Source organism: Polynucleobacter sp. MWH-Berg-3C6 (assembly GCF_018881855.1).
Lineage (GTDB): Bacteria > Pseudomonadota > Gammaproteobacteria > Burkholderiales > Burkholderiaceae > Polynucleobacter.
Genome location: NZ_JACVPN010000002.1, coordinates 225,428 through 250,829 on the forward strand (window position 1 = coordinate 225,428; position 25,402 = coordinate 250,829).

The 25,402-nt window shown below is 46.1% G+C and carries 22 protein-coding genes; 15 read left to right on the top strand and 7 right to left on the bottom strand.

Annotated elements, in window-relative coordinates; genetic code table 11:
• Positions 1–5 precede the first annotated feature (5 nt).
• From glcF to proC, 3 genes are read left to right on the top strand one after another with little or no spacing between them, the layout of a single operon-like run.
• Entirely contained in the window at positions 6–1,283 is a 1,278-nt protein-coding gene (glcF, locus tag ICN13_RS06110; protein ID WP_216139509.1) for a glycolate oxidase subunit GlcF, read from the top strand.
• Positions 1,280–2,005: a YggS family pyridoxal phosphate-dependent enzyme gene (locus ICN13_RS06115; protein ID WP_216139510.1), complete on the top strand. Its 726-nt coding sequence runs from the start codon at positions 1,280–1,282 to the stop codon at positions 2,003–2,005. Before glcF ends, ICN13_RS06115 begins: the two co-directional genes overlap by 4 nt.
• Complete coding sequence (proC, locus tag ICN13_RS06120) at positions 2,002–2,871, top strand: pyrroline-5-carboxylate reductase (protein ID WP_216139511.1); 870 nt, start codon at positions 2,002–2,004, stop codon at positions 2,869–2,871. The genes ICN13_RS06115 and proC overlap by 4 nt, the downstream gene beginning before the upstream one ends.
• Positions 2,872–2,886: 15 nt before the next feature.
• On the opposite strand, the gene ubiA is transcribed toward proC, so the two are convergent.
• A complete protein-coding gene (gene ubiA, locus ICN13_RS06125) occupies positions 2,887–3,750 on the bottom strand; it encodes a 4-hydroxybenzoate octaprenyltransferase (RefSeq protein ID WP_216139512.1) in 864 nt (287 codons plus the stop codon).
• Between the two features lie 10 nt (positions 3,751–3,760).
• A complete protein-coding gene (gene recG, locus ICN13_RS06130) occupies positions 3,761–5,827 on the bottom strand; it encodes an ATP-dependent DNA helicase RecG (RefSeq protein WP_216139513.1) in 2,067 nt (688 codons plus the stop codon).
• A 30-nt stretch (positions 5,828–5,857) separates the two neighbouring features.
• On the opposite strand from recG, the gene queA reads away from it, so the two are divergent.
• From queA to secF, 5 genes are all read left to right on the top strand, one after another.
• On the top strand, positions 5,858–6,904 hold the full coding sequence (queA, locus tag ICN13_RS06135) for a tRNA preQ1(34) S-adenosylmethionine ribosyltransferase-isomerase QueA (RefSeq protein ID WP_216139514.1): 1,047 nt from the start codon (positions 5,858–5,860) through the stop codon (positions 6,902–6,904).
• Complete coding sequence (gene tgt / locus ICN13_RS06140; RefSeq protein ID WP_216139515.1) at positions 6,901–8,058, top strand: tRNA guanosine(34) transglycosylase Tgt; 1,158 nt, start codon at positions 6,901–6,903, stop codon at positions 8,056–8,058. The genes queA and tgt overlap by 4 nt, the downstream gene beginning before the upstream one ends.
• Before the next feature lie 131 nt (positions 8,059–8,189).
• Entirely contained in the window at positions 8,190–8,516 is a 327-nt protein-coding gene (yajC, locus tag ICN13_RS06145) for a preprotein translocase subunit YajC (protein WP_216139516.1), read from the top strand.
• Between the two features lie 25 nt (positions 8,517–8,541).
• Positions 8,542–10,401, top strand: coding sequence for a protein translocase subunit SecD (gene secD, locus ICN13_RS06150; RefSeq protein WP_216139517.1), 1,860 nt, complete (start codon positions 8,542–8,544; stop codon positions 10,399–10,401).
• 3 nt (positions 10,402–10,404) lie between these two features.
• Positions 10,405–11,379 carry a protein translocase subunit SecF gene (gene secF, locus ICN13_RS06155; RefSeq protein WP_216139518.1) on the top strand — a complete coding sequence of 325 codons (975 nt, stop codon included), beginning with the start codon at positions 10,405–10,407 and terminating at the stop codon, positions 11,377–11,379.
• A gap of 5 nt (positions 11,380–11,384) precedes the next feature.
• Here secF and ICN13_RS06160 read toward each other — a convergent pair whose 3' ends face one another.
• Together ICN13_RS06160 and purB are read right to left on the bottom strand one after the other, a co-directional pair.
• Positions 11,385–12,746, bottom strand: coding sequence for a 3-deoxy-D-manno-octulosonic acid transferase (locus ICN13_RS06160; protein WP_370622964.1), 1,362 nt, complete (start codon positions 12,744–12,746; stop codon positions 11,385–11,387).
• Positions 12,747–12,748: 2 nt separating this feature from the next.
• Complete coding sequence (gene purB, locus ICN13_RS06165; protein ID WP_216139520.1) at positions 12,749–14,128, bottom strand: adenylosuccinate lyase; 1,380 nt, start codon at positions 14,126–14,128, stop codon at positions 12,749–12,751.
• A 94-nt stretch (positions 14,129–14,222) separates the two neighbouring features.
• On the opposite strand from purB, the gene ICN13_RS06170 reads away from it, so the two are divergent.
• Positions 14,223–14,837, top strand: a complete 615-nt coding sequence (locus ICN13_RS06170; RefSeq protein ID WP_216139521.1) for a glutathione S-transferase N-terminal domain-containing protein — start codon at positions 14,223–14,225, stop codon at positions 14,835–14,837.
• Positions 14,838–14,863: 26 nt separating this feature from the next.
• Here ICN13_RS06170 and mnmA read toward each other — a convergent pair whose 3' ends face one another.
• Positions 14,864–15,976: a tRNA 2-thiouridine(34) synthase MnmA gene (gene mnmA / locus ICN13_RS06175; protein ID WP_216139522.1), complete on the bottom strand. Its 1,113-nt coding sequence runs from the start codon at positions 15,974–15,976 to the stop codon at positions 14,864–14,866.
• A gap of 179 nt (positions 15,977–16,155) precedes the next feature.
• Here mnmA and ICN13_RS06180 point away from each other — a divergent pair, with 179 nt between their 5' ends.
• From ICN13_RS06180 to ICN13_RS06190, 3 genes are read left to right on the top strand one after another with little or no spacing between them, the layout of a single operon-like run.
• A complete protein-coding gene (locus ICN13_RS06180) occupies positions 16,156–17,289 on the top strand; it encodes a Re/Si-specific NAD(P)(+) transhydrogenase subunit alpha (protein ID WP_216139523.1) in 1,134 nt (377 codons plus the stop codon).
• Between the two features lie 25 nt (positions 17,290–17,314).
• Positions 17,315–17,653: a proton-translocating transhydrogenase family protein gene (locus tag ICN13_RS06185; protein ID WP_011903634.1), complete on the top strand. Its 339-nt coding sequence runs from the start codon at positions 17,315–17,317 to the stop codon at positions 17,651–17,653.
• Positions 17,654–17,695: 42 nt separating this feature from the next.
• A complete protein-coding gene (locus ICN13_RS06190; protein WP_216139524.1) occupies positions 17,696–19,063 on the top strand; it encodes an NAD(P)(+) transhydrogenase (Re/Si-specific) subunit beta in 1,368 nt (455 codons plus the stop codon).
• A 138-nt stretch (positions 19,064–19,201) separates the two neighbouring features.
• On the opposite strand, the gene groL is transcribed toward ICN13_RS06190, so the two are convergent.
• A complete protein-coding gene (groL, locus tag ICN13_RS06195; RefSeq protein WP_216139525.1) occupies positions 19,202–20,854 on the bottom strand; it encodes a chaperonin GroEL in 1,653 nt (550 codons plus the stop codon).
• A 28-nt stretch (positions 20,855–20,882) separates the two neighbouring features.
• Positions 20,883–21,173 carry a co-chaperone GroES gene (locus ICN13_RS06200; RefSeq protein WP_087909492.1) on the bottom strand — a complete coding sequence of 97 codons (291 nt, stop codon included), beginning with the start codon at positions 21,171–21,173 and terminating at the stop codon, positions 20,883–20,885.
• Positions 21,174–21,486: 313 nt separating this feature from the next.
• Here ICN13_RS06200 and ICN13_RS06205 point away from each other — a divergent pair, with 313 nt between their 5' ends.
• The 3 genes from ICN13_RS06205 to ICN13_RS06215 all read left to right on the top strand — a co-directional run bounded on the left by ICN13_RS06205 (position 21,487) and on the right by ICN13_RS06215 (position 25,392).
• Positions 21,487–22,329: a diguanylate phosphodiesterase gene (locus ICN13_RS06205; RefSeq protein ID WP_216139526.1), complete on the top strand. Its 843-nt coding sequence runs from the start codon at positions 21,487–21,489 to the stop codon at positions 22,327–22,329.
• A complete protein-coding gene (locus ICN13_RS06210; protein ID WP_087909494.1) occupies positions 22,329–22,952 on the top strand; it encodes a response regulator transcription factor in 624 nt (207 codons plus the stop codon). Before ICN13_RS06205 ends, ICN13_RS06210 begins: the two co-directional genes overlap by 1 nt.
• Before the next feature lie 70 nt (positions 22,953–23,022).
• The gene (locus ICN13_RS06215) at positions 23,023–25,392 is read left to right on the top strand and encodes an ATP-binding protein (RefSeq protein WP_255534063.1); all 2,370 of its coding nucleotides are present in this window, start codon (positions 23,023–23,025) and stop codon (positions 25,390–25,392) included.
• Positions 25,393–25,402: the final 10 nt, after the last annotated feature.

Consider the following 25,402-nt stretch of genomic DNA (forward strand, 5'->3'; position numbering starts at 1 on the left):
TCTCTATGTACACTCAACTTGCCCCCCAATTTGCCAACACTCCAGAAGGTATTGAAGCAGCCCGCATTTTGGGTAAATGTGTTCACTGTGGTTTTTGTACTGCTACTTGCCCAACCTATCAAATATTGGGTGACGAGCTCGATGGCCCACGCGGTCGGATCTACCTCATTAAGCAAATGGCTGAAGGTGCGGCCCCCACCGAAAAAACTCGCAACCACTTAGACCGCTGCCTCACTTGTCGTAATTGTGAAAGCACTTGTCCTAGCGGAGTGCAATACGGCAACTTAGTAGACATTGGCCGTAAATGGGCAGAAGAAAACACGCCGGCACGCCCCCTTGGAGAGCGCTTCACTCGCTGGGCCCTAAAAGAAGGCTTAACAAAACCAGCATTGTTTAACTCAGCAATGACTTTAGGTCGTCTAGTGCGTCCATTAATGCCAAATGGCATCAAGCGCAAAATTCCAGAAGCTAGGAATAAAGCTTTGGATAGCTCAACAGATCCTTATGCTAGACCTAATACTCAGCACGAACGCAAAATGCTGATTCTGGAGGGCTGCGTTCAACCAGGTATGTTGCCCAATATTAATTCAGCAACTGCACGCGTTTTAGACGCATTAAAGATTCAACTCGTTAGTGCTTCAAACGCTACTTGCTGTGGCGCATTACGCTACCACTTGAATGATCAAGCGGGTGGGCTAGAGAATGCTAAGCAAAATATTGATGCTTGGTGGCCCTTGGTTGAAAGCGGTGTAGAAGCGATAGTGATGACAGCCTCTGGTTGTGGCGTCATGGTGAAAGATTATGGTCATCTCTTTGCCGATGACTCTGCATATGCAGCCAAGGCGAAAAAGATTTCTTATCTCACTAAAGATATTTCTGAAATCCTGCCAAATCTGCAAAATGAGTTAATTCAGCTCCTGGGTACAGATCAAAAACCTGGTGTGGTTTATCACCCACCCTGCACATTGCAACACGGCCAACAAATCCGCGGCAAAGTAGAAGGCTTGTTATCTAGTATTGGCATTGGTGTTCGCCTTTGTGCCGATAGCCATCTGTGCTGTGGTTCTGCGGGCACCTATTCAGTAACTCAGCCTGAGCTCTCAGAACAGCTGCGCAAGAATAAGTTAGGCCATTTGAATACGGCCTGCGAAGAATCTGGTGCAGAAGTAATTGTTTCTGGAAATATTGGGTGCATCACGCATCTTCAACAGGAAGATAAACCAGTACTTCATTGGATTGAAATCGTAGATCAATTGATCAGCAAATTCTCTAAGGCCCGATGAATTCAATTGTTGTTAACTTAATGCAGGTACGGCAGCGTATTGAACTTGCTTGTTTAGCAGCAAAGCGTGAGCCTGAAGAGCTTGAACTCTTAGCAGTCAGTAAAACATTTCCAGCCGCTGCAATTGAAGAGGCTATGCATGCAGGTCAATCTGCTTTTGGCGAAAATTATGTCCAAGAAGCGGTTGAAAAAATTACTCAGCTCGCTAAATTACGTCCCTGGTTAGTGTGGCACTTCATTGGCCCACTACAAAGCAACAAGACCAGAGAGGTCGCCGAACATTTTGATTGGGTACACAGTGTTGATCGCCTCAAAATTGCAGAACGTCTATCGGCTCAACGAGGTGAATTTCCCAATCTAGCGGAATTACAACTGTGTGTTCAAGTGAATGTAAGCGATGAAGATAGCAAAAGCGGAATTCCGCTTTCCGAGGCTGCAGCACTCTGCGATGCCATTGTGAAATTGCCCAATATTGTTCTCAGAGGGTTAATGGCCATTCCAGCCCCAAGCACAGACAAGGTAGAACAGCGCAAAGCCTTTGCTCAGGTCCAGGATTGCTTTAAAAAGATTCAAGCGGCTAGATCAACAGATTTTAGGTATCAATTTTTTGACACCCTATCGATGGGGATGTCCGATGATCTTGAGGCTGCCATTGCCGAGGGCAGTACCATTGTTCGGGTTGGAACCGCTATTTTTGGGAAGCGCGATAAGATTAGCAAATGAGCACAAATCAGAACAATCAAAACAACGCCAATGTGCACATCACCTTTATCGGTGGTGGCAATATGGGTCGCGCACTCATCAGTGGCTTACTGGCCAATGGATTTACCTCTCAGCAGATCTCCGTAGTCGAAGCAAATACAGCAACTGCACTCAAACTACATGAGGACTTTGGTGTTCAAGGTATCAATGCTTTGGAGCAGGTTGCTTTTGATTTCTCAAAAAATAATGTCGTAGTCATGGCTATCAAGCCTCAGGATTTTAATGTTGTGGCTAAAGGCTTGGCCGCAAAACTCAAACATGCATCCGCACCTGGCCCACTGATTTTAAGTATTGCTGCTGGTATTCGCTTATCAGACATGAGTCGTTGGCTTGACCACGCGCGCTGTGTTCGTGCCATGCCCAATACCCCTGCATTAATTGGTAAAGGGATTACTGGCTTATTTGCTGATGCCGCTATCAATGAATCGGATCGCAATCTAGCCCAGACTATCTGCAATGCTGTTGGTCAAAGTATTTGGGTGCCTGAAGAAGCACTCATGGATGCTGTTACTGCTGTCTCTGGTAGTGGCCCTGCTTATGTGTTTGCGTTTTTAGAGGCAATGCAATCAGCTGGAGAGAAATTAGGCTTGGATGCAGCGAGCGCCCGTAAATTAGCATATGCAACCCTCGAGGGAGCAGCTCAACTCGCACATAACTCTGATGAACATGCTGGCGTACTGCGTGAACGTGTCACCTCTAAAGGTGGTACTACAGCAGCGGCGCTTGAAGTCATGAAGCAAGAGGGTTGGAACGAGATTCTAGAAAAAGCAATTGCTGCTGCAAATCAACGTGGCAAAGTCATGGGCGATGAACTAGGTAAGAACTAATTACCCAGGCAACTCTTAGTTCAGACTAAGACCAAGCACAATCCCCAGAAATAAAAATCCACCTAGCCAGTTGTTGTGGCGAAAAGCCGCAAAACACTCTTCACGCTTTCGCGTAGAAATAAGTTTCAGGTGATAAATAGCGCAAGCTAAGGCTATGAACCACCCGACTAAAAAGTAATTACTTAAATTGGCTAATTGCGCAACCCAAATTTGACTAATGAATAAGATGGCATAGCTCATTGCGATTGCTAAAACATCATATTGGCCGAAGGTAATTGCCGAAGTACGTAAACCTAAGCGCAGATCATCTTCGCGATCAACCATGGCATAGGCAGTGTCATAGGCTATTGCCCAAAAAATATTCCCTACAAATAAGATCCAGGCTTCTAATGGAATCGAATTTAAGACGGCGGCATATGCCATAGGGATGCCAAAGCCAAATGCAATGCCCAGAATAGCTTGCGGCATTGCAAAGAAGCGCTTGGTGAATGGATAAATGAAAGCCACAGCCAATGCAAAAAAGGAAAGTTTCTTGGTGTAATCATTGAGTGGCTGAATGATTGCGAATGCAATCAATGCCAATAGTGCGGCAATTAACACCGCCTCTTTGCCAGAAATCTTGCCACTTGTCACTGGACGCCCTTGCGTTCTCTGCACATGAAGATCAAAGTCGCGATCCGCATAATCATTCATTGCGCATCCCGCGCTACGCATCAAGAAAGTACCCACTACGAATATCAATAAGATTTTGGGGTCTGGCATTCCGGCACTAGCCAACCATAAGGCCCATAGCGTTGGCCATAAAAGTAATAAGGTGCCAATTGGCTTATCTAGGCGTATGAGATAAGCGTACGAGGTTAGACGATCATTTAAAGACATGAGGTAATTATCACGCCTTTAAAAATTCAGCGCGAGATCCTAGCCAACGCTCTAGATGGCGCTCCACTAGGTCTGTATGGTCTGCCAATAAGCGCTCGGCTGCTTGTTGAGCCAACTCAATCAACCAAGCATCGCGCTGCAAATCGACAAATCGCAACATGGCATCCCCAGATTGCTTGGCCCCGAGTAATTCGCCAGGACCACGCAAGGAAAGATCACGCTCTGCGATAACAAATCCATCAGATACCTCACGTAAAGTTTGCAGACGCTCTTTAGCGGCCATCGACAAGGGCTCCGCATACATCAAGATACAAACCGAATCGGCTGAACCGCGCCCCACACGTCCACGCAATTGATGAATTTGAGCATAGCCAAAGCGCTCAGCATGCTCGATCACCATTAATGCTGCATTGGGAACATCGACGCCCACCTCAATCACTGTAGTGGCAACTAATAACTGGATTTCATTTGCTTTGAATGCAGCCATGACCGCTGCTTTTTCTTCAGCCTTTAAGCGACCGTGCACTAAGCCCACTTTAAAATCTGGCAAAGCCTGCGTCAGCTGCTCAAAACTCTCAACTGCAGTTTGTAATTGCAAAGCCTCAGATTCTTCAATCAAGGGGCAAACCCAATAGGCTTGCAGTCCTTTAGATAGCCAACTTTGTAAGCCACCAATGACCTCATCACGACGAGTCGCCTTGACCACCTTAGTAGTAATTGGCTTACGGCCAGGGGGCAGCTCGTCAATGACAGACACATCGAGATCTGCGTAATAGGTCATTGCCAATGTTCTAGGAATTGGTGTTGCCGACATCATTAATTGATGGCAATAGAACAATTCGGATCCAAGTCTTTGCTGTATTTCTAGGCGCTGTCTGACTCCAAAGCGATGTTGCTCATCAATCACTGCCAAACCTAGCTTGGAAAAACTCACGCTCTCCTGAATCAGTGCGTGAGTACCAATAATGAGTTGAGCTTGCCCACTCTCAATCATTTCTTGAGCTAACCTTTTTTCTTTTGCCTTCAAGCTGCCAGACAACCAAGCAATGCTCACACCTAATGGCTCAAACCATTCTTTCATTTTTAAGTAATGCTGCTCAGCTAAGATTTCAGTAGGCGCCATCACTGCAGCTTGATAGCCATGATCCATTACGCGCGCTGCCGCTAAGGCTGCCACTACTGTCTTGCCGCTACCCACATCTCCTTGCAGGAGTCGATTCATCGGAAATGAGTTCTCTAGATCTTTGCTGATCTCTGACCAAACACGACCCTGCGCACCGGTTAATTGAAAAGGCAAGGCTTTCAGTAAGCCAGCCTCCAGACTTTGCTCTTTTGATGGCTTTGTAAAGCTCGGAGCATGCCGTTCTCTTCGAATCGCATGAGCACGTTTCAAAGAAATTTGTTGCGCGAGTAATTCTTCGAACTGCACGCGGCGCCATGCAGGATCTGTGCGCTCCAACAATGCTTGAGTATCCGCATCGGCAGGGGGCTGATGCAAATAGGTAATAGCAGCTTGCAGGCTTGGCCAATCATTACTTGGAAGCAGTTCTGTCATTAACTTCTTGGGTAAAAACTCGGCCAAACTATCTCGCAAGCTTGGATCGCGTAAAGCCTGCGCAACCGCTTTACGAATGACTGTTTGTGAAACACCAGCACTTGCTGGATAGACTGGGGTCAGACTCATTGGTAATGGTGCATCTGCTGCCACAGCCTTAACAGTGGGGTGGACCATTTCTGGACCCTGAAATCCTTCACGCACTTCACCACGAACTCGAATATGCGCACCTACCGCCATTTGCTTTTGCTGGCTTGGGTAGAAATTGAGGAAACGTAGCTGCAAAGTTGCGGTGTCATCTTCAATGGTCACCAGCATCTGCCTTCTGGGTCTAAATAAGACCTGATTTCGGATCACCACCCCCTGAGTCTGGGCGGAACTAAACCTACCCTGATTTAAGGCTTCTTCAATCGTGAATAGCTCAGTCTCATCTTCATAGCGGGATGGAAGATGCAAAGCAAGGGCCATAGGGCTGTCTAAACCCATTTTTTGGAGTGTGCTTGGCGCTTGTTTGGTAGTCATCGTTAAAATCTAATACCTGATGGTAATGCTATGCAACTCTCTGACTTCAATTACGAACTTCCTGCCGACCTAATTGCCCAACATCCTTTGGCAAATAGAACCGATAGCCGCCTCCTAGAGGTCAAGGCTGAAGGGTCTAATCACGTCCAGCTGAATGATCGACAGTTTAAGGACATTCTTAGCCTTATCAAGCCAGGGGATTTATTGGTATTTAATGACACCAAAGTAATCCCAGCACGATTACATGGCAAAAAAGAGACTGGGGGCAATGTTGAGCTCCTCATTGAGCGCATTAGTGGTGATAGACAAGCCTGGGTCCAAATCAGAGCATCAAAGGTCCCTAAAACTGGATCGATTGTTCAGATCCACAACCAAGCTGGGGAAACTTTTCCGGTAGAGATGCTTGGATGTGATGGGCGATTTTATGAAGTGCACTTCCCAGAAAATATTTTTGAGCTACTCGAGCGCTTTGGTGAATTACCGCTCCCACCTTATATCGAACATCAACCTGATGGTGAAGATGCGCAGCGCTACCAAACTGTAGTAGCAAAAAATCCAGGCGCAGTAGCAGCGCCAACTGCAGGACTTCATTTTGATGAAAGCATTCTGAAGCAATTAAAAAGTTTAGGAATCCAGCAAGCAACAATCACTCTTCATGTGGGAGCAGGCACTTTTACTCCCGTCCGCGAAGAGGATCTATCAAAACATAAGATGCATCATGAGTGGTTTTCGATTCCGGCAGAAACTTTGCAGGCAATTAAGGAAACCAAACAAAAAGGCGGGCGGGTCATTGCTGTAGGCACCACCAGCCTGAGAGCCCTTGAAAGCCAAGCCCTTAGCCAGCAAAGTAGTGGCGAAACCAATCTTTTCATCACCCCCGGATTTGAGTTCAAAACGGTAGATTGCTTACTGACCAACTTTCATCTGCCAAAATCTACCCTATTGATGCTGGTGAGTGCTTTTGCAGGAATGAATCATATCCGTGCTGCCTATCAACATGCCATAGCCCAGAAGTATCGTTTCTTTAGTTACGGAGATGCGATGTTTTTATGCCGACTTGAGAATACAAAACCATGACCAAACCTGTTCACTTCAATATTTTGGCGCGCGACTCGCAAAGTCCTGCTCGCCTTGGTCAACTTGATCTTCCGCACGGCAGTGTGCAGACACCCATTTTTATGCCTGTTGGGACCTATGGCACTGTAAAGGCAATGACTCCGCGCGACTTGAATGAAGCAAAAGCACAAATCATTTTAGGCAACACTTTTCATCTTTGGTTGCGTCCTGGTTTGGATGTCATCAAGAAGCATGGTGGTTTACATCGCTTCATGGCTTGGGATAAACCCATTCTGACTGACTCTGGCGGCTTTCAGGTATTTAGCCTAGGATCACTTCGCAAGATCTCTGAAGAAGGTGTGACTTTTGCATCACCCATTAATGGCGACAAACTCTTTATGTCGCCAGAAGTATCAATGGAAATTCAGGCGGTATTGAACAGTGATATCGCCATGCAGTTTGATGAATGCACCCCTTACGAAATCAAGGGACAACCCACTTCAGAAAAAACAGCGCGGGCATCATTAGAGATGTCACTTCGCTGGGGCGATCGCTCGCTCAAAAGATTTAGAGAGCTCAATACTGGCAATGGTTTATTTGGCATCGTCCAAGGTGGCATGTTCGAGAATCTGCGGGAATTCTCACTAGATGCGGTTAGCCAGCAAGGTTTTGATGGGATTGCGATTGGAGGCCTCTCTGTTGGAGAGCCCAAACCTGAGTTTGAGCGTATTTTGAATTTCACGGCGCCTAAGCTGCCAGAACATATGCCGCACTACTTGATGGGTGTGGGCACCCCTGAAGATCTGATGTTGGGCGTCAGCCTAGGTATTGATATGTTTGATTGTGTGATGCCCACACGCAATGCTCGTAATGGTTGGCTATTCACCCGCTTTGGCGACCTCAAATTGCGTAATTCTGGCTACAAGGACGATGATCGCCCGCTAGACCCTACCTGCGCCTGCTATACCTGTCAAAACTTCACCAGATCCTACTTAAATCACCTCCAGAAGGCGAATGAGATTCTGGGCTCCCAACTCAATACCATCCACAATCTGTCTTACTATCTCCAGCTCATGACTGAGGTCAGAGAGGCCTTAAGTAAAGACCGTTTTAGCGCCTACCGCGAAGAATTCCACCAGAATCGCCAACGTGGCGTTGAACCCGGCCAGGATTAATAGCCCTCCGGGGCCTATACCTTTCCAAATCACCTCCAAAGCCCCACACAGTTTAGAATTGCGGGTTTACGGCTTTACTTAAAAGCCTAAAACTGAAGCAGTTTCCAAATAGTCTTTAACGGAGGTTTTGTATGTGGATTAGTAACGCTTTTGCCCAAGCCCCAGCTGCGGGTCCAGATTCTGGTGGCTTAATGAGCTTCCTGCCATTGGTTTTGATGTTTGCAGTTTTGTACTTCATCATGATTCGCCCACAAATGAAGCGTCAAAAAGAAACTAAAGCCATGCTCGAAGCATTAGCAGTTGGTGATGAAGTTGTGACTATTGGCGGCATCATGGGCAAAGTAACAGCACAGAAAGATGCAGTGGTTACTGTTGAAATTTCTGCTGGCACTGAAGTGCAACTCCAAAAAGCTGCGATCACCACAGTGTTGCCTAAAGGCACACTGAAGTCTGCTTAATACCTTTGTTTAAAAGTATCTCAATATGAATCGCTACCCTCTCTGGAAATATTTAGTTATCGCCGTTGCTTTACTCATCGGTGGACTATATTCATTACCGAATTTCTATGGTGAGGCTCCAGCGGTTCAGATCTCGTCCGCCAAACCAACCATCAAGGTTGATTTGGCGACACAAGCCCGCGTTGAAAAGATTTTGTCTGATGCCAGCATCAGTAATACCGGCATCTTCTTTGAAAACGCAAATAATGTAGGCTCCATCAAAATTCGTTTCAACAATACCGACATTCAACTACGTGCACGCGATCTATTGCAGCAAAAGATTAACGTCGATCAGAATGAGCCGAATTTCACAGTGGCTTTAAATCTTTTATCGAATACGCCAGACTGGTTAAATTCAATAAACGCCCTACCAATGCCTTTAGGTCTTGACTTGCGCGGTGGCGTTTACTTCCTGCTTCAGGTCGATATGAAAGGCGCAGTTCAAAAGAAGGTTACTTCTTTGGCAACTGATATTCGTACCCAATTGCGCGATAAAAATATTCGTCACCAAGGTATTGAGCGTGGCGTAGATAACATCACGATTAATTTTGGTAGCACTGCTGATGCTGACGCAGCTCGCACAGCGCTCCAATCCGCCCAACCCGAACTAACTTGGCAAGTAAAACCAACAGGTCTATCGCCAAAATTACTAGGTGAATTTAAACCAACGGCATTAAAAGAAATCCAAGATAACGCCGTTAAACAAAACATCATCACTCTGAATAAGCGAGTGAATGAGTTAGCAGTTAAAGAGCCAGTGATTCAACAACAAGGTGCTGAACGCATCGTGGTGCAATTGCCTGGTGTTCAAGATACTGCACGTGCTAAAGATATTATTGGTCGTACTGCAACCTTGGAGTCTCGCTTAGCTGATCCACTCGTTTCAACAATTGGCATTGGCGAGACGCCACCTCCAGGCATGGATACCTTCCGCTTTGGAGAAAATCGTTTAGGTGTATTTAAGAAGTCAGTCATCTTCAGCGGTGATCGCATTACTGATGCAAGTGCAGGCTTTGATCAAAACCAACGTCCTGCCGTAAACATCTCTTTGGATGCAGCTGGTGGCCGCGTAATGCAAGAAGTGACGCGTGAGAACATTGGCAAGCCCATGGGTATGATTCTGTTTGAAAAAGGCAAGGGTGAAGTATTGACTATTGCCACCATTCAGAGTGAATTCGGTTCTAAGTTTCAGATTACAGGTCAGCCTACTACTGCCAGCGCTAATGACTTGGCCCTCTTACTGCGCGCAGGTTCTTTGGCTGCTCCAATGGAAATTATTGAAGAGCGCACGATTGGACCAAGCTTAGGTGCAGAGAATATTGAAAAAGGTTTCAAGTCACTCTTGATCGGCTTTGGCGCAATCGCTATTTTCATGATGGCTTACTACTTATTGTTTGGCACATTCTCCGTCATTGCATTGGCTGTGAACTTACTCCTGCTGATTTCTGTGCTGTCGATGCTACAAGCCACACTCACTTTGCCAGGCATCGCCGCGATGGCCCTAGCACTTGGTATGGCGATTGACTCCAACGTATTGATTAACGAACGTATTCGTGAAGAGCTGCGCAATGGTGCTGCGCCACAGACTGCTATTGCAGTTGGCTTCGATAAAGCTTGGGCAACGATTTTGGACTCCAACGTAACAACCTTGATTGCTGGTCTTGCGCTCTTAGCATTTGGCTCTGGTCCAATCAAAGGCTTTGCAGTGGTTCATTGTTTAGGTATTTTGACTTCGATGTTCTCGGCTGTCTTCTTCTCGCGCGGTCTTGTCAACCTCTGGTACGGCAGACACAAGAAGGTTCAAAAACTCGCTATTGGCCAAGTTTGGCGACCACAGGAGAAATAAGCCATGGAATTTTTCCGGATCAAAAAAGACATTCCTTTCATGCGCCATGCATTGGCGCTCAATGCGATTTCTTTAATCACCTTCTTAGCTGCAGTCTTCTTCTTGTGGCATAACGGCCTGCACCTCTCAATTGAGTTTACCGGCGGCACGGTAATGGAAGTGAGCTACCCTCAAGCTGCGCCACTGGACTCCATTCGCACGAAGGTTGAGAAGCTGGGTTATGCCGATACGCAGATTCAGAATTTTGGTAGTTCACGTGACATCATGATTCGCCTGCCTTTGCAAAAAGATACTGAAGGCAAACTCATTTCCTCTGCAGACCAAAGCGCAGCAGTAATGCAAGCGCTTGAGCCTGCCAGCACAGGCGCCAAACTTCAACGCGTCGAGTTTGTAGGTCCTCAGGTAGGTGAAGAGCTGGCTTTAGATGGCTTGAAGGCCTTAATTTTTGTGATCATCGGCATTGTCATCTACCTCTCTTTCCGCTTTGAGTGGAAATTTGCTCTGGCCGGCATCATCGCAAACTTGCACGACATCGTGATCATCTTGGGTTTCTTTGCTTTTTTCCAATGGGAGTTCTCACTCTCTGTCTTGGCAGCAGTCCTAGCAGTTCTGGGTTACTCCGTGAACGAATCTGTGGTGATCTTTGACCGTATTCGCGAAAACTTCCGCAAGTACCGCAAGATGGATACTCGCGAAATTATTGACAACGCAATTACCAGCACAATCAGCCGCACCGTAATTACTCACGGCAGTACTGAGATGATGGTCTTGGCTATGCTGATTTTTGGTGGCCCGACCCTCTTCTACTTTGCGCTAGCACTGACCATTGGTATTTTGTTTGGTATTTACTCTTCCGTATTCGTAGCTGCTGCTTTAGCTATGTGGCTTGGAGTAACATGCGAAGATTTGGCAAAGAGTGACAAAAAGCCAGATGACAATGCACGCAATGACGACCCGAATTTCGGGGCGCGTGTTTAAGTCAATCAGACTTCATTTAAAGAGAAGTTTTGTTGATCAAGGGCAGCTAATATTCGCTTAGTTGCACCTTGATGATCCATTGAGTAAGTCTTTGCAGCTTGGCTCATATTGGCAAGTTGAGCAGCATTCAAAAGTAAGACCTTCAAAGCCTGCATCAAGGCGATTGACTCAGTTGGCAATAGATCGCCCTCAATGCGCCTAGCAGCGCCAGCCTGAATGGCATCCAGCGCAGCTTGCTGGAAATTATAAGTATGCTCACCCAAAAGAACTGGGCACCCTGCTGCACAGGCTTCTATGAGATTTTGACCACCAAATGGTAAGAGGCTGCCACCCATCACCACTAAATCTGCAGCGCTGTAATACATGGGCATTTCACCCATAGAGTCGCCCAAGACTACGTCTAAGCCATTGCAATCTCTTGGGGTTCCAGACCACTCAGTACGACGGCGGAACTTGAATCCAGCTGAATGAATAGCGTCAGCAACTTCCGTAAATCTTTCGGGATGTCGGGGCACCAAGCAGAGCAATGGAGCGGTATCAAAAGTATTACTGAGTAGCAAATCTTTCCAGGCCTTGAGAATGATGGTCTCTTCACCATCGCGAGTACTAGCAGCACAGACCATTAAGCGATGCCCATCATGCAACTCTTTTTTCCAAAGCTTCCCTTGCTCCACTAAGCGCGGGTCAAGAGGCACATCAAACTTGAGATTGCCAACGATAGCAATGTTTTTCACACCAAGACTTCGATAACGCTGTGCATCAAAATTGGTTTGCGCCAAGATTCCTGCGAAAGCTTGAAATAATGCACGCCCAGCTTGACCAAATTGATTAACGCGGCGGGCGCTTCTCTCGGAAAGGCGCGCATTAACCAAAAACAAAGGTAAGCCGATTTCTGAGCAACGAAAAACCACCGTTGGCCATGCCTCGGTCTCCATAAACAGACCAAGCTTAGGCTTAAAGGTATTGAGAAAATGTTCAACAGACCAGCAAAGGTCATACGGCAGATATACCTGACATATCTGCCCAGAAGCAATTTCTTTAGCGAACAATTGATTGCCCGTACGACGACCATTTAAAGTCATATGCGTAAGCAAAATGGTTTCGCCACGAGCAAGATAAGCATCAATTAGTGGCTGAGCGGCACGGGTCTCACCTACGGAGACTGCATGAATCCAAATGGAGTCTTGTTTAATCGGCTTGTTATACCCAAAGCCAAGACGCTCTGGAATGTGATGCATATAAGCAAAGGAATGTCGTGCACGCCAAGCTAGACGAATAAATGCCAGCGGCAATAAGAGATGCCATAGCAATTGATAAACAGCAAACCAGACTCGGGGACGCGCCCCGTATTCTGAAGCGGAGCTCACACTCACTTTTTGAGACGTTCAGTCAATTCGACTGCCTTACCAAGATAAGAAGATGGTGCCATTTCGAGAAGACGTGCTTTTGCATCCTCTGGAATCTTGAGGCCACGAATGAAGGTTTGCAAATCAGCCTGATTAATTCCTTTGCCACGAGTCAATTCTTTTAACTGCTCATAGGGGTTCTCAATGCCATAACGACGCATCACGGTTTGCACTGGCTCAGCCAATACTTCCCAACAAGCATCTAAATCTGCGGCAATCGCTGCATGGTTGACCTCTAGCTTACCAAGACCACGCAAAGCACTGTCATAAGCCAATACGCTATGACCAAATGCAGGGCCCAAATTACGCAAGACAGTTGAGTCAGTGAGATCGCGCTGCCAACGAGAAATTGGTAGCTTTTCTGCAAGGTGACGCAGTAATGCATTGGCAACTCCCAAGTTACCCTCAGAGTTTTCAAAATCAATAGGGTTCACTTTGTGCGGCATGGTTGATGAACCAATCTCACCAGCTTTGGTACGCTGCTTGAAATAACCGACCGAGATATATGCCCAGAAGTCACGATCCATATCCAAAAGAATGGTGTTGGCACGAGCAATCGCATCAAACAACTGTGCCATACCATCGTGCGGTTCAATTTGAATAGTGTAAGGATTAAAGGTGAGACCAAGGCGCTTCTCAACTACATTCTTGGAAAAATTTTCCCAATCAAAATCGGGATAGGCAGATAAATGTGCGTTGTAGTTACCAACCGCACCGTTCATCTTGCCAAGCAATGGCGCTGCTGCGATTGAGTCAATTGCACGCTCTAAACGTTTTGCGATATTGGCAATTTCTTTACCAAGCGTACTAGGTGAAGCAGGTTGGCCATGAGTACGAGACAGCAAAGGCACCTTTGCATGTTCAAGAGCAAGTTCGGTCAATACAGAAAGTACTTTTCTGAGTTGCGGCAGAAGCACCTCATCACGCGCCCCACGCAACATCAAACCATGTGAGGTGTTATTAATATCTTCTGAGGTGCAAGCAAAGTGAATGAACTCGCTCGCTTTTAATAAATCTGGACGGCCTGCCACTTTTTCTTTTAGGAAATACTCTACTGCTTTGACATCATGATTAGTAACCGCTTCAATATCTTTAATGCGCTGAGCATCAGCATCCGAAAAATTCTCTGGCAGCGATAGTAAGAAAGCTTCATCAGATGCATTAATTTTTGGTACATCAGGTAGACCAGCAGCCGCTAAGGCCAATAACCAATGTATTTCCACGAACACACGCTGACGCATGAAAGCAGCTTCAGAAAGCCATGGACGCAAGGCATCCAACTTTCCGGCATAACGGCCGTCTAAGGGGGAAAGGGCATTAAGGGTAGAAAGCGGCTGACTCACGGGTATTGCCTTTACATTGAATATGTCTATAAAACCTGATTTTAATGCGTTCTGAGGTCAAGCAGGCCCCCATTAGGATGGCTATACTGTGCCCATGAAACTAATCGGATCCCTCACCAGCCCCTATGTACGTAAAGTACGCATCGTTTTTTTAGAGAAAAAGGTCGATGTTGACCTTCAATTAGAGAATGTTTGGGCTGCAGACACCAAAATTGCCCTTTCCAACCCCTTGGGGAAGGTTCCCTGCCTCATTCTGGAAGATGGTGAGGCTCTCTATGACTCTCGCGTGATTGCAGAATACGCTGACGCCCTCAGCCCAGTCAGCAAGCTCATACCGGCTGATAGCCGTGACCGCGCGACCGTGAAAACCTGGGAAGCTCTGGCTGACGGAATCACGGATGCCGGCATTTTGGCTCGCCTCGAACGCACTTGGCGCCCAGCTGAAGAGCAAAGCTCAGCTTGGGTTGATCGCCAAATGGGCAAGATTCAAAATTCTCTGCGTCAAATGTCTGAAATCTTGGGTGAGAATGCCTGGTGCCACGGTAATCAAATGACGCTTGCTGATATTGCAACAGGTTGTGCACTTGGTTGGCTAATACTCCGTTTTCCAGATCTGAAATGGCAAGCGCAATATTCAAACTTAGATCGTCTGTACCAAAAGTTATTGCAGCGACCTTCGTTTATTGAAACTGAACCGCCTGCTGCTTAATGCGGATTTAAAAATATTGAATTGGGCTAAGCGGAAATAATTCCGCCGCCCAAACAAATATCACCGTCATATAAAACAGCTGATTGTCCTGGCGTTACTGCCCATTGCGCTTCCGGAAATCCTAATGAAAAAGTAAGGTCGACTGTGCTTGTAGTTAAAGTACATGCAGAGTCTGCTTGACGATAGCGAGTCTTCGCAGAATAGCTCCCGGAGACTGGAGCGCTACCAGCAATCCAACTTGCATCAATAGCCTCTAGGGTCTTAGCCAGTAACCATGGGTGTTCGTGGCCCTGGGCTACATACAGAGTGTTATTAGCCATGTCCTTACGTGCTACATACCAAGCGTCACCATTGCCATCTTGACTACCACCCAAACCAATTCCTTTGCGCTGCCCTAGAGTGAAAAAGGCCAGGCCCATGTGCTCGCCAACAGTCTTGCCATCCGGGGTTTTAATAGGTCCTGGTGTACGGGGTAGATAGCGGTTTAAGAATTCTCTAAAAGGACGCTCGCCAATAAAACAAATTCCGGTGCTATCTTTTTTGCGTGCATTGTGTAAACCAATTTTTTCAGCAATGGTGCGCACTTCAGTTTTTGAAATCTCACCCAGCGGAAATAAAACATTAGCTAATTGCTGTTGCGTTAAGCGGTGCAAAAAATAACTCTGGTCTTTACTAGAATCCAGCGCTTTTAATAATTGCACTTTTCCACCCTCATGGCGGACCCTGGCATAGTGCCCAGTAGCAATTGCATCAGCACCCAAACTCATGGCGTGATCCAAGAAGGCTTTGAACTTAATCTCAGCATTGCAGAGAACATCGGGATTTGGAGTTCGCCCTGCAGCGTATTCACGCAAAAACTCAGCAAATACGCGTTCACGGTACTCAGCAGCAAAATTCACCGCCTCAACGTCAATGCCAATCAAATCGGCTACTGAGACGACATCCAGCCAATCCTGGCGGGCTGAGCAATATTCATCGTTATCGTCATCTTCCCAATTCTTCATAAATAGGCCGATCACTTCATAGCCCTGCTCTTTGAGCATCCAGGCGGCTACGGACGAATCTACCCCTCCAGACATGCCGATAACGACTTTTCTGGGCTTTTTAAGGGGGGGTACCGAACAATTAGGCTGACTCATTAAAAAAATGCGAGAATACTCTATAGACAGATAAACCCCATTGTAGAAGTCTCAACCAGACTTCGCATGATTTTAGGCAAAACCATAGCCGGCAGACCTTGGGGCTCAGTAAATAGGTAAAACCTAGCCTGTTTATCTTTAAAATAGACTTTTAAAATTTTTGCTTTTGGAGACATGCCATGCGCATAGGAGTGCCGCTGGAAACAAGGCCTGGGGAAACTCGAGTAGCCGCCACACCAGAAACCGTAAAAAAATTGATTGGCCAAGGCCATAGCGTCGTCATTCAAAAAGGTGCTGGTGTTCATGCAAGTCAACCAGACTCCGCATACGAAGCTGTAGGTGCCTCTATTGGTAGTGCAGCTGATGCATTTGGAGCAGAGATTGTTCTGAAAGTGCGCGCGCCTGAAGCAGCTGAACTTAAACAAATTAAATCTGGGAGCGTCCTCATCGGCATGCTCGATCCATTTGATAATGACAATATTGCCGCAATGGCAGCGCAAGGCGTAACAGCATTCTCATTAGAGGCTGCTCCTCGCACAACTCGCGCCCAAAGCATGGACGTATTGTCATCACAAGCCAATATTGCTGGCTACAAAGCCGTCATGATCGCTGCTAATGAATATCAGCGCTTCATGCCAATGCTCATGACTGCTGCTGGAACTGTAAAAGCAGCGCGCGTACTGATCTTGGGTGCTGGTGTTGCAGGTTTGCAAGCTATTGCTACTGCTAAACGCTTAGGTGCTGTGATTGAAGCATCTGACGTTCGCCCAGCCGCTAAAGAGCAAATCGAATCTTTGGGTGCCAAGTTTGTTGATGTCCCTTACGAAACTGATGAAGAACGTGAAATCGCTCAAGGTGTTGGCGGCTATGCGCGTCCAATGCCGGAAGCTTGGATGAAACGTCAAGCGGCTTTAGTTGCTGAGCGCGCTCAGCAAGCTGACATTGTGATTACCACTGCTTTGATTCCAGGACGCAAGCCACCAGTCTTATTGCACAGCGATACCGTTAGCAATATGAAACCTGGCTCTATCGTGATTGATATTGCTGCTGGTCGTGGTGATAACGGCTCAGGTAACTGCCCACTGACTCAAGCTGACAAGATTACTGAAGTTAATGGCGTCAAGATTGTTGGTTATACCAACCTTGCAAGCATGGTGGCAGCTGACGCTTCAGCGCTATATGCGCGTAACTTGATCGACTTCATGAAACTCATTGTTGATAAAGAAGCGAAATTGGTCATCCCTACTGATGACGATATCGTTACCGCCTGCTTAATGTGTCGTGATGGTCAAGCCGTCCGCAAAAACTCATAGAACAAATTTAGACTAAGGAAATATCATGGATCTCGCTGCTTTTCAAAGCATCCTCACAGTCCAAAACATCACCGTGTTTGTGTTGGCCATTTTTGTTGGCTACCACGTGGTTTGGAACGTTACCCCAGCATTGCATACCCCGTTGATGGCAGTTACTAATGCCATCTCCGGCATCATCATTGTTGGCGCACTCTTGCAAACCGAAGTCATTGGCGGCGATGAGATCACTCTCACCAGCATTATTGGCGCTGTTGCAGTATTTCTGGCTTCCATCAATATTTTTGGTGGCTTTATGGTCACCCGTCGCATGCTGGAGATGTTCAAGAAGAAAGCTCCTAAAGCAGATGCGGCTGGAACTAAATAAAACGAGAACAAGATCCTCATAGAGATTTAAAGAGACCAAATAATGTCAAACATAACTGCAATTTCCTATCTCATTTCATCGGTGTTGTTCATCCTCGCTTTGCGTGGACTTTCTTCGCCAACTACTTCACGCCAAGGTAACACTTTCGGCATGATTGGTATGCTCTTAGCGGTGATCACCACCTTCATGATCCCTGACTTCAAGCCAGTCTTTTCGCTGATCATTGCTGCAATTGTTGGTGGCGCAATTATCGGTACGATTGCTGCTAAACGTGTACAGATGACCAAGATGCCAGAGCTCGTCGCTTTGATGCACTCATTCGTTGGTTTATCTGCAGTATTAATTGCGATTGCTGCAGTATTTAATCCTGCACAAGCCCATACTGGCGCCCAAAAGATTGAACTCTTTATCGGCGCATTTATTGGTGCAATTACCTTTACTGCTTCTGTGATTGCTTTCGGCAAATTGTCTGGCAAGGTCAGTGGTAAGCCAGTTACTTTCTCTGGTCAGCACTTACTCAACTTGATCTTAGCAATTTCGATGGTTGGCGCAGGTGTTGCTTATTACATGGGCGATAGCCACGCAGCCTTCTTGGCCATGTGTGCAATTGCTTTGGTATTAGGTATTACTTTGATCATCCCAATTGGTGGCGCTGATATGCCAGTTGTGGTGTCTATGCTTAATAGCTACTCTGGTTGGGCTGCTGCAGGCATTGGTTTCACATTGAACAACCCTGTGTTGATTATTGCTGGTGCTTGCGTGGGCTCTTCAGGCGCGATTCTTTCTTACATCATGTGTAAGGCCATGAATCGCTCCATCGTTGCCGTTCTGCTTGGCGGATTCGGTGCTGAAGCTGCTGCTGGCGGAGCCGACGATGGCGCTCCTAAGAACTACAAAACTGGTTCGCCAGAAGATGCTGCCTTCCTTATGGAAAACGCAGACACAGTCATTATTGTTCCTGGTTATGGATTAGCAGTTGCCCGTGCGCAGCATGCCCTAAAAGAGTTAACTGAAAAACTGACTCATCATGGTGTGACTGTGAAATATGCGATTCACCCAGTTGCAGGTCGTATGCCTGGCCACATGAACGTACTCTTGGCTGAAGCTGAAGTTCCTTACGATCAAGTCTTTGAGATGGAAGACATCAATAGTGACTTTGGTCAGGCTGACGTAGTGTTAGTGCTTGGCGCAAACGACGTTGTAAACCCAGCAGCACGCACACCAGGTAGCCCAATCTTTGGTATGCCAATTCTGGAAGCATTCAAAGCTAAAACGATTATCGTAAATAAGCGCTCCATGGCTGCAGGTTATGCTGGTCTGGATAACGAACTCTTCTACATGGATAAAACCATGATGGTCTTCGGTGATGCGAAGAAAGTGGTTGAGGATATGGTCAAGGCTGTTGAATAAGTAGAGCTATATTCAAAACCACAAAAGGCTGCCATTGGCAGCCTTTTTATTTCTCAGTTTTTAGTGCAATAAAAAACGCCTGGTCTTTTGAACCAGGCGTTTTAGTTTCTTCAGCGAGCAGCTGGAGAGATGCGGCTATTACATCATTCCGCCCATACCACCCATTCCGCCCATACCACCCATATCAGGCATTCCGCCACCAGCAGACTCATCTTTTGGAGCTTCACAGATTGCGCAATCGGTAGTCAACAACAAGGCCGCTACAGAAGCTGCATTTACCAATGCAGTTTTAGTTACCTTAGTTGGGTCGATCACACCTTGAGCTACAAGATCGCCATACTCACCAGTTGCAGCGTTGTAACCGTTATTACCCTTGCTAGCCAATACCGCGTTTACAACAACACTTGCTTCGTCACCAGCGTTAGAAACGATGATGCGAAGTGGCTCTTCCATAGCGCGCAATACGATGCTGATACCAGCGTCTTGATCAGCGTTATCACCTTTAAGACCCTTGATACCTTGCATAGCACGTAATAAAGCTACGCCACCGCCAGGAACAATACCTTCTTCAACGGCAGCACGAGTTGCGTGCAATGCATCATCAACGCGGGCTTTCTTCTCTTTCATTTCTACTTCAGTAGCAGCACCAACACGAATCACTGCAACACCGCCTGCCAACTTGGCAACACGCTCTTGCAATTTTTCTTTGTCGTAGTCGCTAGTAGCTTCATCGATCTGAACACGAATGTTCTTCACACGTGCTTCGATTGCTTTAGCATCGCCAGCACCGTCAATGATGATGGTGTTTTCTTTGCCAACTTCAATTCGCTTTGCTTGACCTAGGTGCTCAAGAGTTGTTTTCTCGAGTGTGAGGCCAATCTCTTCAGCAATCACTGTACCGCCAGTCAAAATCGCGATGTCTTCCAACATTGCTTTACGACGGTCACCAAAGCCTGGAGCCTTAACAGCACAAGTCTTGATAATGCCGCGGATGTTGTTCACCACCAAGGTTGCCAAAGCTTCACCTTCAACATCTTCTGCAATGATGAGCAGTGGACGACCAGATTTAGCTACTTGCTCGAGTACTGGGAGCAAATCACGAATGTTGCTAACTTTCTTATCAAACAAGAGAACATAAGGCGATTCCAATACAGCAACTTGTTTTTCAGGCTGGTTAATGAAATATGGAGAGAGGTAGCCACGATCAAACTGCATACCTTCAACTACTTCAAGTTCATCTTCTAAAGACTTGCCATCCTCAACAGTAATCACGCCTTCTTTACCTACTTTTTCCATCGCTTCAGCAATACGCTGACCAATGCTGTGATCGCTGTTAGCTGAAATAGAGCCAACTTGAGCGATTTCTTTAGTGGTTGTGCAAGGCTTGCTGATTTTCTTGAGCTCTTCGAGAGCAGCAGTCACTGCCTTATCAATGCCGCGCTTGAGGTCCATTGGGTTATGGCCTGAAACAACGTATTTCATACCTTCGCGTACGATAGACTGAGCCAATACAGTCGCGGTAGTTGTACCGTCACCAGCGATGTCAGCAGTTTTGGAAGCAACTTCCTTAACCATCTGCGCGCCCATGTTTTGCAGTTTGTCTTTGAGTTCGATTTCTTTTGCAACGGATACACCGTCTTTAGTCACAGTAGGACCGCCGAATGAGCGCTCCATTACAACGTTACGACCCTTTGGTCCCAAAGTAGTTTTAACTGCGTTCGCTAGAATGTTTACGCCTTCCACCATCTTGGTACGGGCGCTATCTCCAAATACAACGTCTTTTGCTGCCATGATTGAATTCCTCTCTTAAATACCGAAATTACTTCTGTACAACAGCCATGATGTCTTCTTCGCGCATTACGAGAAGTTCATCGCCGTCGACCTTAACTGTTTGACCAGCATATTTGCCAAATAACACGCGATCGCCAACTTTGACATCAGGTGCATTCAATTTGCCGCTGTCATCGCGCTTGCCTGGGCCTACTGCCAATACTTCACCTTGATCCGGTTTTTCTGCAGCAGCGTCAGGAATGATGATTCCGGAAGCAGTTTTTGATTCTTGATCTAAACGCTTGATGATTACGCGATCATGTAAGGGACGCAAATTCATCTCTTCTCCTATGTTAGTAAGTGTTAACTAATTAAATATCTATATAAATCAATGCTTTATAATCTCTTCACACGGACGCTAAGGGTAATTTACCTAAAAATTCACCTTTTTAGCACTCGCATGTTGGGAGTGCTGATTATATAGGTCTGATTCCTGAGATTTCAAGGGCGGTAGGATAAATTCCTGAGAAATAGGCCCTTATTTATAATGGGGACAGGTTGGTAGGTCGATTCCTACAGATAAATCAGCCCAAAGCCCTTACCGCTCCAATCCGTCCTGCCTAGACTGGACAGTCACCGATTGGAGAATGCTGATGAGCCCGAAATCCCGGCTGTACACGCTTGTAAAGGCATGGAAGAACAAACCCTTCCAAGAAGTCCGCGACGCCTGTGGCGCACCCTGGCTTGGTATGAGTAGCCAAGCTCTTGAAGAACACCAATCCTGGTCCAAGCGACAAGCGATTAGCCATGAACCCATTTTTAACTGTAAGGGAACAAAACTGACCGGCTCACTATTTAGACCTCTACTAACAGCCTCCGATATGCAATTACTGCGTTTATTCATGGAAGGCTTGGACACGATTTCCTACTGGTATCGCAGTGGCCGTTTTATTCCTGGCATTTTGCCAATGCCAACTCATGCCATCGCCTCCAGCGGATACATCGATGCACTGAGTGATCTGATTCTGAACTCACGACTACCCGTGGGGCTGATTGCATTAGGAATCCCCTCACTTCCTGAACCAGACATTGCTGATGCGTATAAAGAAGGCTTACTTCGCATGCGCCGACTAGGCGTCTTGCTGCACTTCATGAACTTCACGGGGACAGCAGATCAGCTGCACTGGATTAATGAGATGCAAATAGAAGGCATTCATATTGATGTCAGTCAGCTTAGAAATGAAGCGCTATCAAATGATGTGATGACTCAATTGAAGCAATCACCCTTTTCGACTACACAAATTTATGCAAGCAATATCAGTCTAGTCAAAGACTTAGAGAATGCATCTGCAATGCACATCGATCATTGCTACGGCGGTCTAATGTTGTCACCGCTCAGTCGCCATCAAATGCTCCAAATTAATGATAGCCGTATCGCTAAGGCTATTTTTTCGCTGCACCCTCATCCACAACCAAACCAAAATGGAGACCAGTAATGAGAAAACGCGTGATGTTGGTAGATGACCATCCAGCTATGCTGATGGCCTTAAAAAGTATGTTGCAAGACCAGTTGTTATTTGAAATTGCAGGGCAAGCCCAGAATGGCGAGGAATGCCTTCGGTCCATCAAAGAGATGAATCCCAATATGGTGATTCTAGATTTAGATATGCCCAAGACCGATGGTTTTGATGTCATTCGGCGCATTGGCTTGATGTATCCCGATGTGCGAGTTCTGGTTCTTTCCAGTATGGATGAAGCGGTTTATGGCGGCCGAGTTCGATCACTAGGTGGGCATGGCTTTGTCAATAAAACCGCAGGGGCTGATGTGATCTTGGCAGCCTGTGTTGCGATCTCGCAAGGGTATAACTTTTTCACACATGGAAAAAATGGTAATAGCTCATTAAGTGACAACGATAAGTTAGCGCTGATTTCTGATCGCGAGTTACAAGTCATGAAGTATCTTGGAAAAGGGAATACGAATCAGCAGATTTCAGACATGCTTCATATCAGCAATAAAACAGTGGCTACTTATAAGACCAGAGTTTTTGACAAACTTGGTATCAATAATATTGCCGACTTAATTTTATTCTGCCGCATGAACAAGATCATCGAAAGCTAAAAGAAATATGCATCGATTCATCGTCTGTACATCACTGCTGATTTGCCCGCTATTCAATCAGGCAAGCGGGATGACTCACGCCCAAGCTCTGAGTCCAGCAGAACAGCGATGGATCGACCAGCACCCTGTAGTGCACTTCAGCATTCATGAAAAATATGCCCCCTATTTACAAAGTAATGACAAAGGTTCAGGGGTCTTTCACGCGCTCTTGAAAAAACTGGGGGAATTTACTGGGCAAGAATTTTTGCCAAAGTGGAGAAATACTGATCAAGAAGGATTAAATCAATTGGCTGCTGGAGAAGTGGATTTCATGATCGACCCACCAAATCTAAATGATGAATACCTGCGATTTGGCTCGTTATCAGAAGCAATCTTTTGGGGACATGATGCCGTTCTAACAGCAAGCCCAAACAGTATTGAAAAAATTGCTCCAGCCAATATTGCTTACTTTGATCGCGGATACGAAAACCAACCCATACCAAGACATCCGAAGGCTAAGCTTTCTAATAATGCTCAGCATCTGGTTGTAGACCTACTCAAAAATGATGTTGAGGCACTAGTACTACCGATTCGACTGGCTCATCAGCTAGTACAAGACTTCAATACTTCTGAGCTTCGTGTAGATGGACTCTACAAGAGAGAGCCCTTTGAATATCGCTGGCTTATTTCAAATCAAGACCGTGCTTTACATGGCTTGCTCAATAACTTTCTATACAGTCTTGATCCGATTGAGTCTAGCCAACTCTTTGCACTTGGAAATTCCAGTTTTTCAGGAAACAAAAGTCCCTATTGGGGAAAGCTGCCTTGGCTATTCACCCTGACTTTGATGGCGCTAGGTAGCATCCTATTTTGGCGTCTACAAAAGAAACAATCTTTACAGGAGCAAGCGACAGAAGATTTGATTGCCTCTAAGGAGCTAGCCGAAAATGCAAATGCGGCGAAGTCCGCCTTTCTAGCAACGATGAGTCATGAAATCCGTACTCCAATGAATGCAATCTTAGGGGTGCAAGAGTTATTACTGAGTAGTCGGCAATTTCCTGATAGTGAAAAATCATTACTGAAGAGCGCGCACTCTTCTGCCGAATCGCTACTAGGCATTCTGAATCAGGTATTAGATCTTTCCAAAATTGAAGCTGGCAAGCTTACTCTCAATTTAGAGCCCTGCTGCCTCAATACACTCATTGATGATATTCATTCGGGATTTTCAACGGTAGCGAATAAGCAAGGTCTGCTCTTACATACCTCTAAAGATCCACGAATTGCTGCCGTCTTAATGATTGATACTTTGCGGCTTCGTCAAATTCTGCAGAACCTCTTAAGTAATGCGATTAAATTTACTGATCGTGGAGAGGTTTACTTCTCCATCAGCGTACTCGCAGATGATCATGCTGGGCAGTTAATTGAGTTCAGAGTCATCGATACTGGTATTGGTATGGGCTCCGAAGAAATCAAGCTAGCCCTCCAAGCCTTTGAGCAAGTTCCCGGCAAAACAGATCAGCAAAATGGTACTGGTCTAGGTCTTACTATTACCAACCACTTAGTCAACTCAATGAATAGCCAGCTCTATTTCGAGAGTGCCCCAGGCTTTGGTAGCAATATTCATTTCTGTGTGGCATTTCCTCGTACCAGCATTGCCGTCTCTAGAAACTCCATTTCCGATAGAAGCTGGGCCTCTAAAAAACTGGCATCAAGAAATATTCAATATCAAGATGGGCCACTCAAAGCTCTAGTGGTTGAAGATCATCCTGCCAGTAGACAAATCATTTCCTTGCAATTACAGGCTTTAGGTGCTCAAGTTAGTGTTTGCGAAAGTGCAAACAAAGCTATTGAGTTGATATCGCAACAAGATTTTGATCTTCTACTCACAGACCAATCTATTCCCGGAATGCAAGGTTCAGAGTTAGCAAAACACCTTCGCGCTTTAGGCTATGGTGAGATCGTGATCATTGGCATTACTGCGGATATCTATGCTTTAGACGCTCGGCACCAATTTCTTGCCGCTGGCATGAATGGGGTTCTGATTAAGCCCCTGAGCTTGATGACTTTAGAAAACGAATTGGCTCGATACTTCAGCATTCAAGAGGTTTCAGAGAAAAATGAAGAGCCAGAAGTTTCTCAAGAATATTCATTTGAGCTCTTTTCTAACCTCCTACAAAAGAATCCAGGCCATATTGTGCTCATATTGGATGAGATTAAAAAAGTCCACGACGATACCCTTGCCATACTGAAATCCGAAACTGTTAATGAAGAGATTTTGACAAGCTTGATTCATAAAATTAAAGGCGGTGCCCAGCTATTAAGCGCTCAGCGCTTTATCGCAGGCTGCGAAGTCCTTGAAACAGCAGCCCCGATCCCTGACAGGGTGAGTGCATTGATTCAATTACTGGAAGATCAAAATCGCATCATTGAATACTATAGGTCAAAGTACATCAGTAAATAAGGCATCTCTT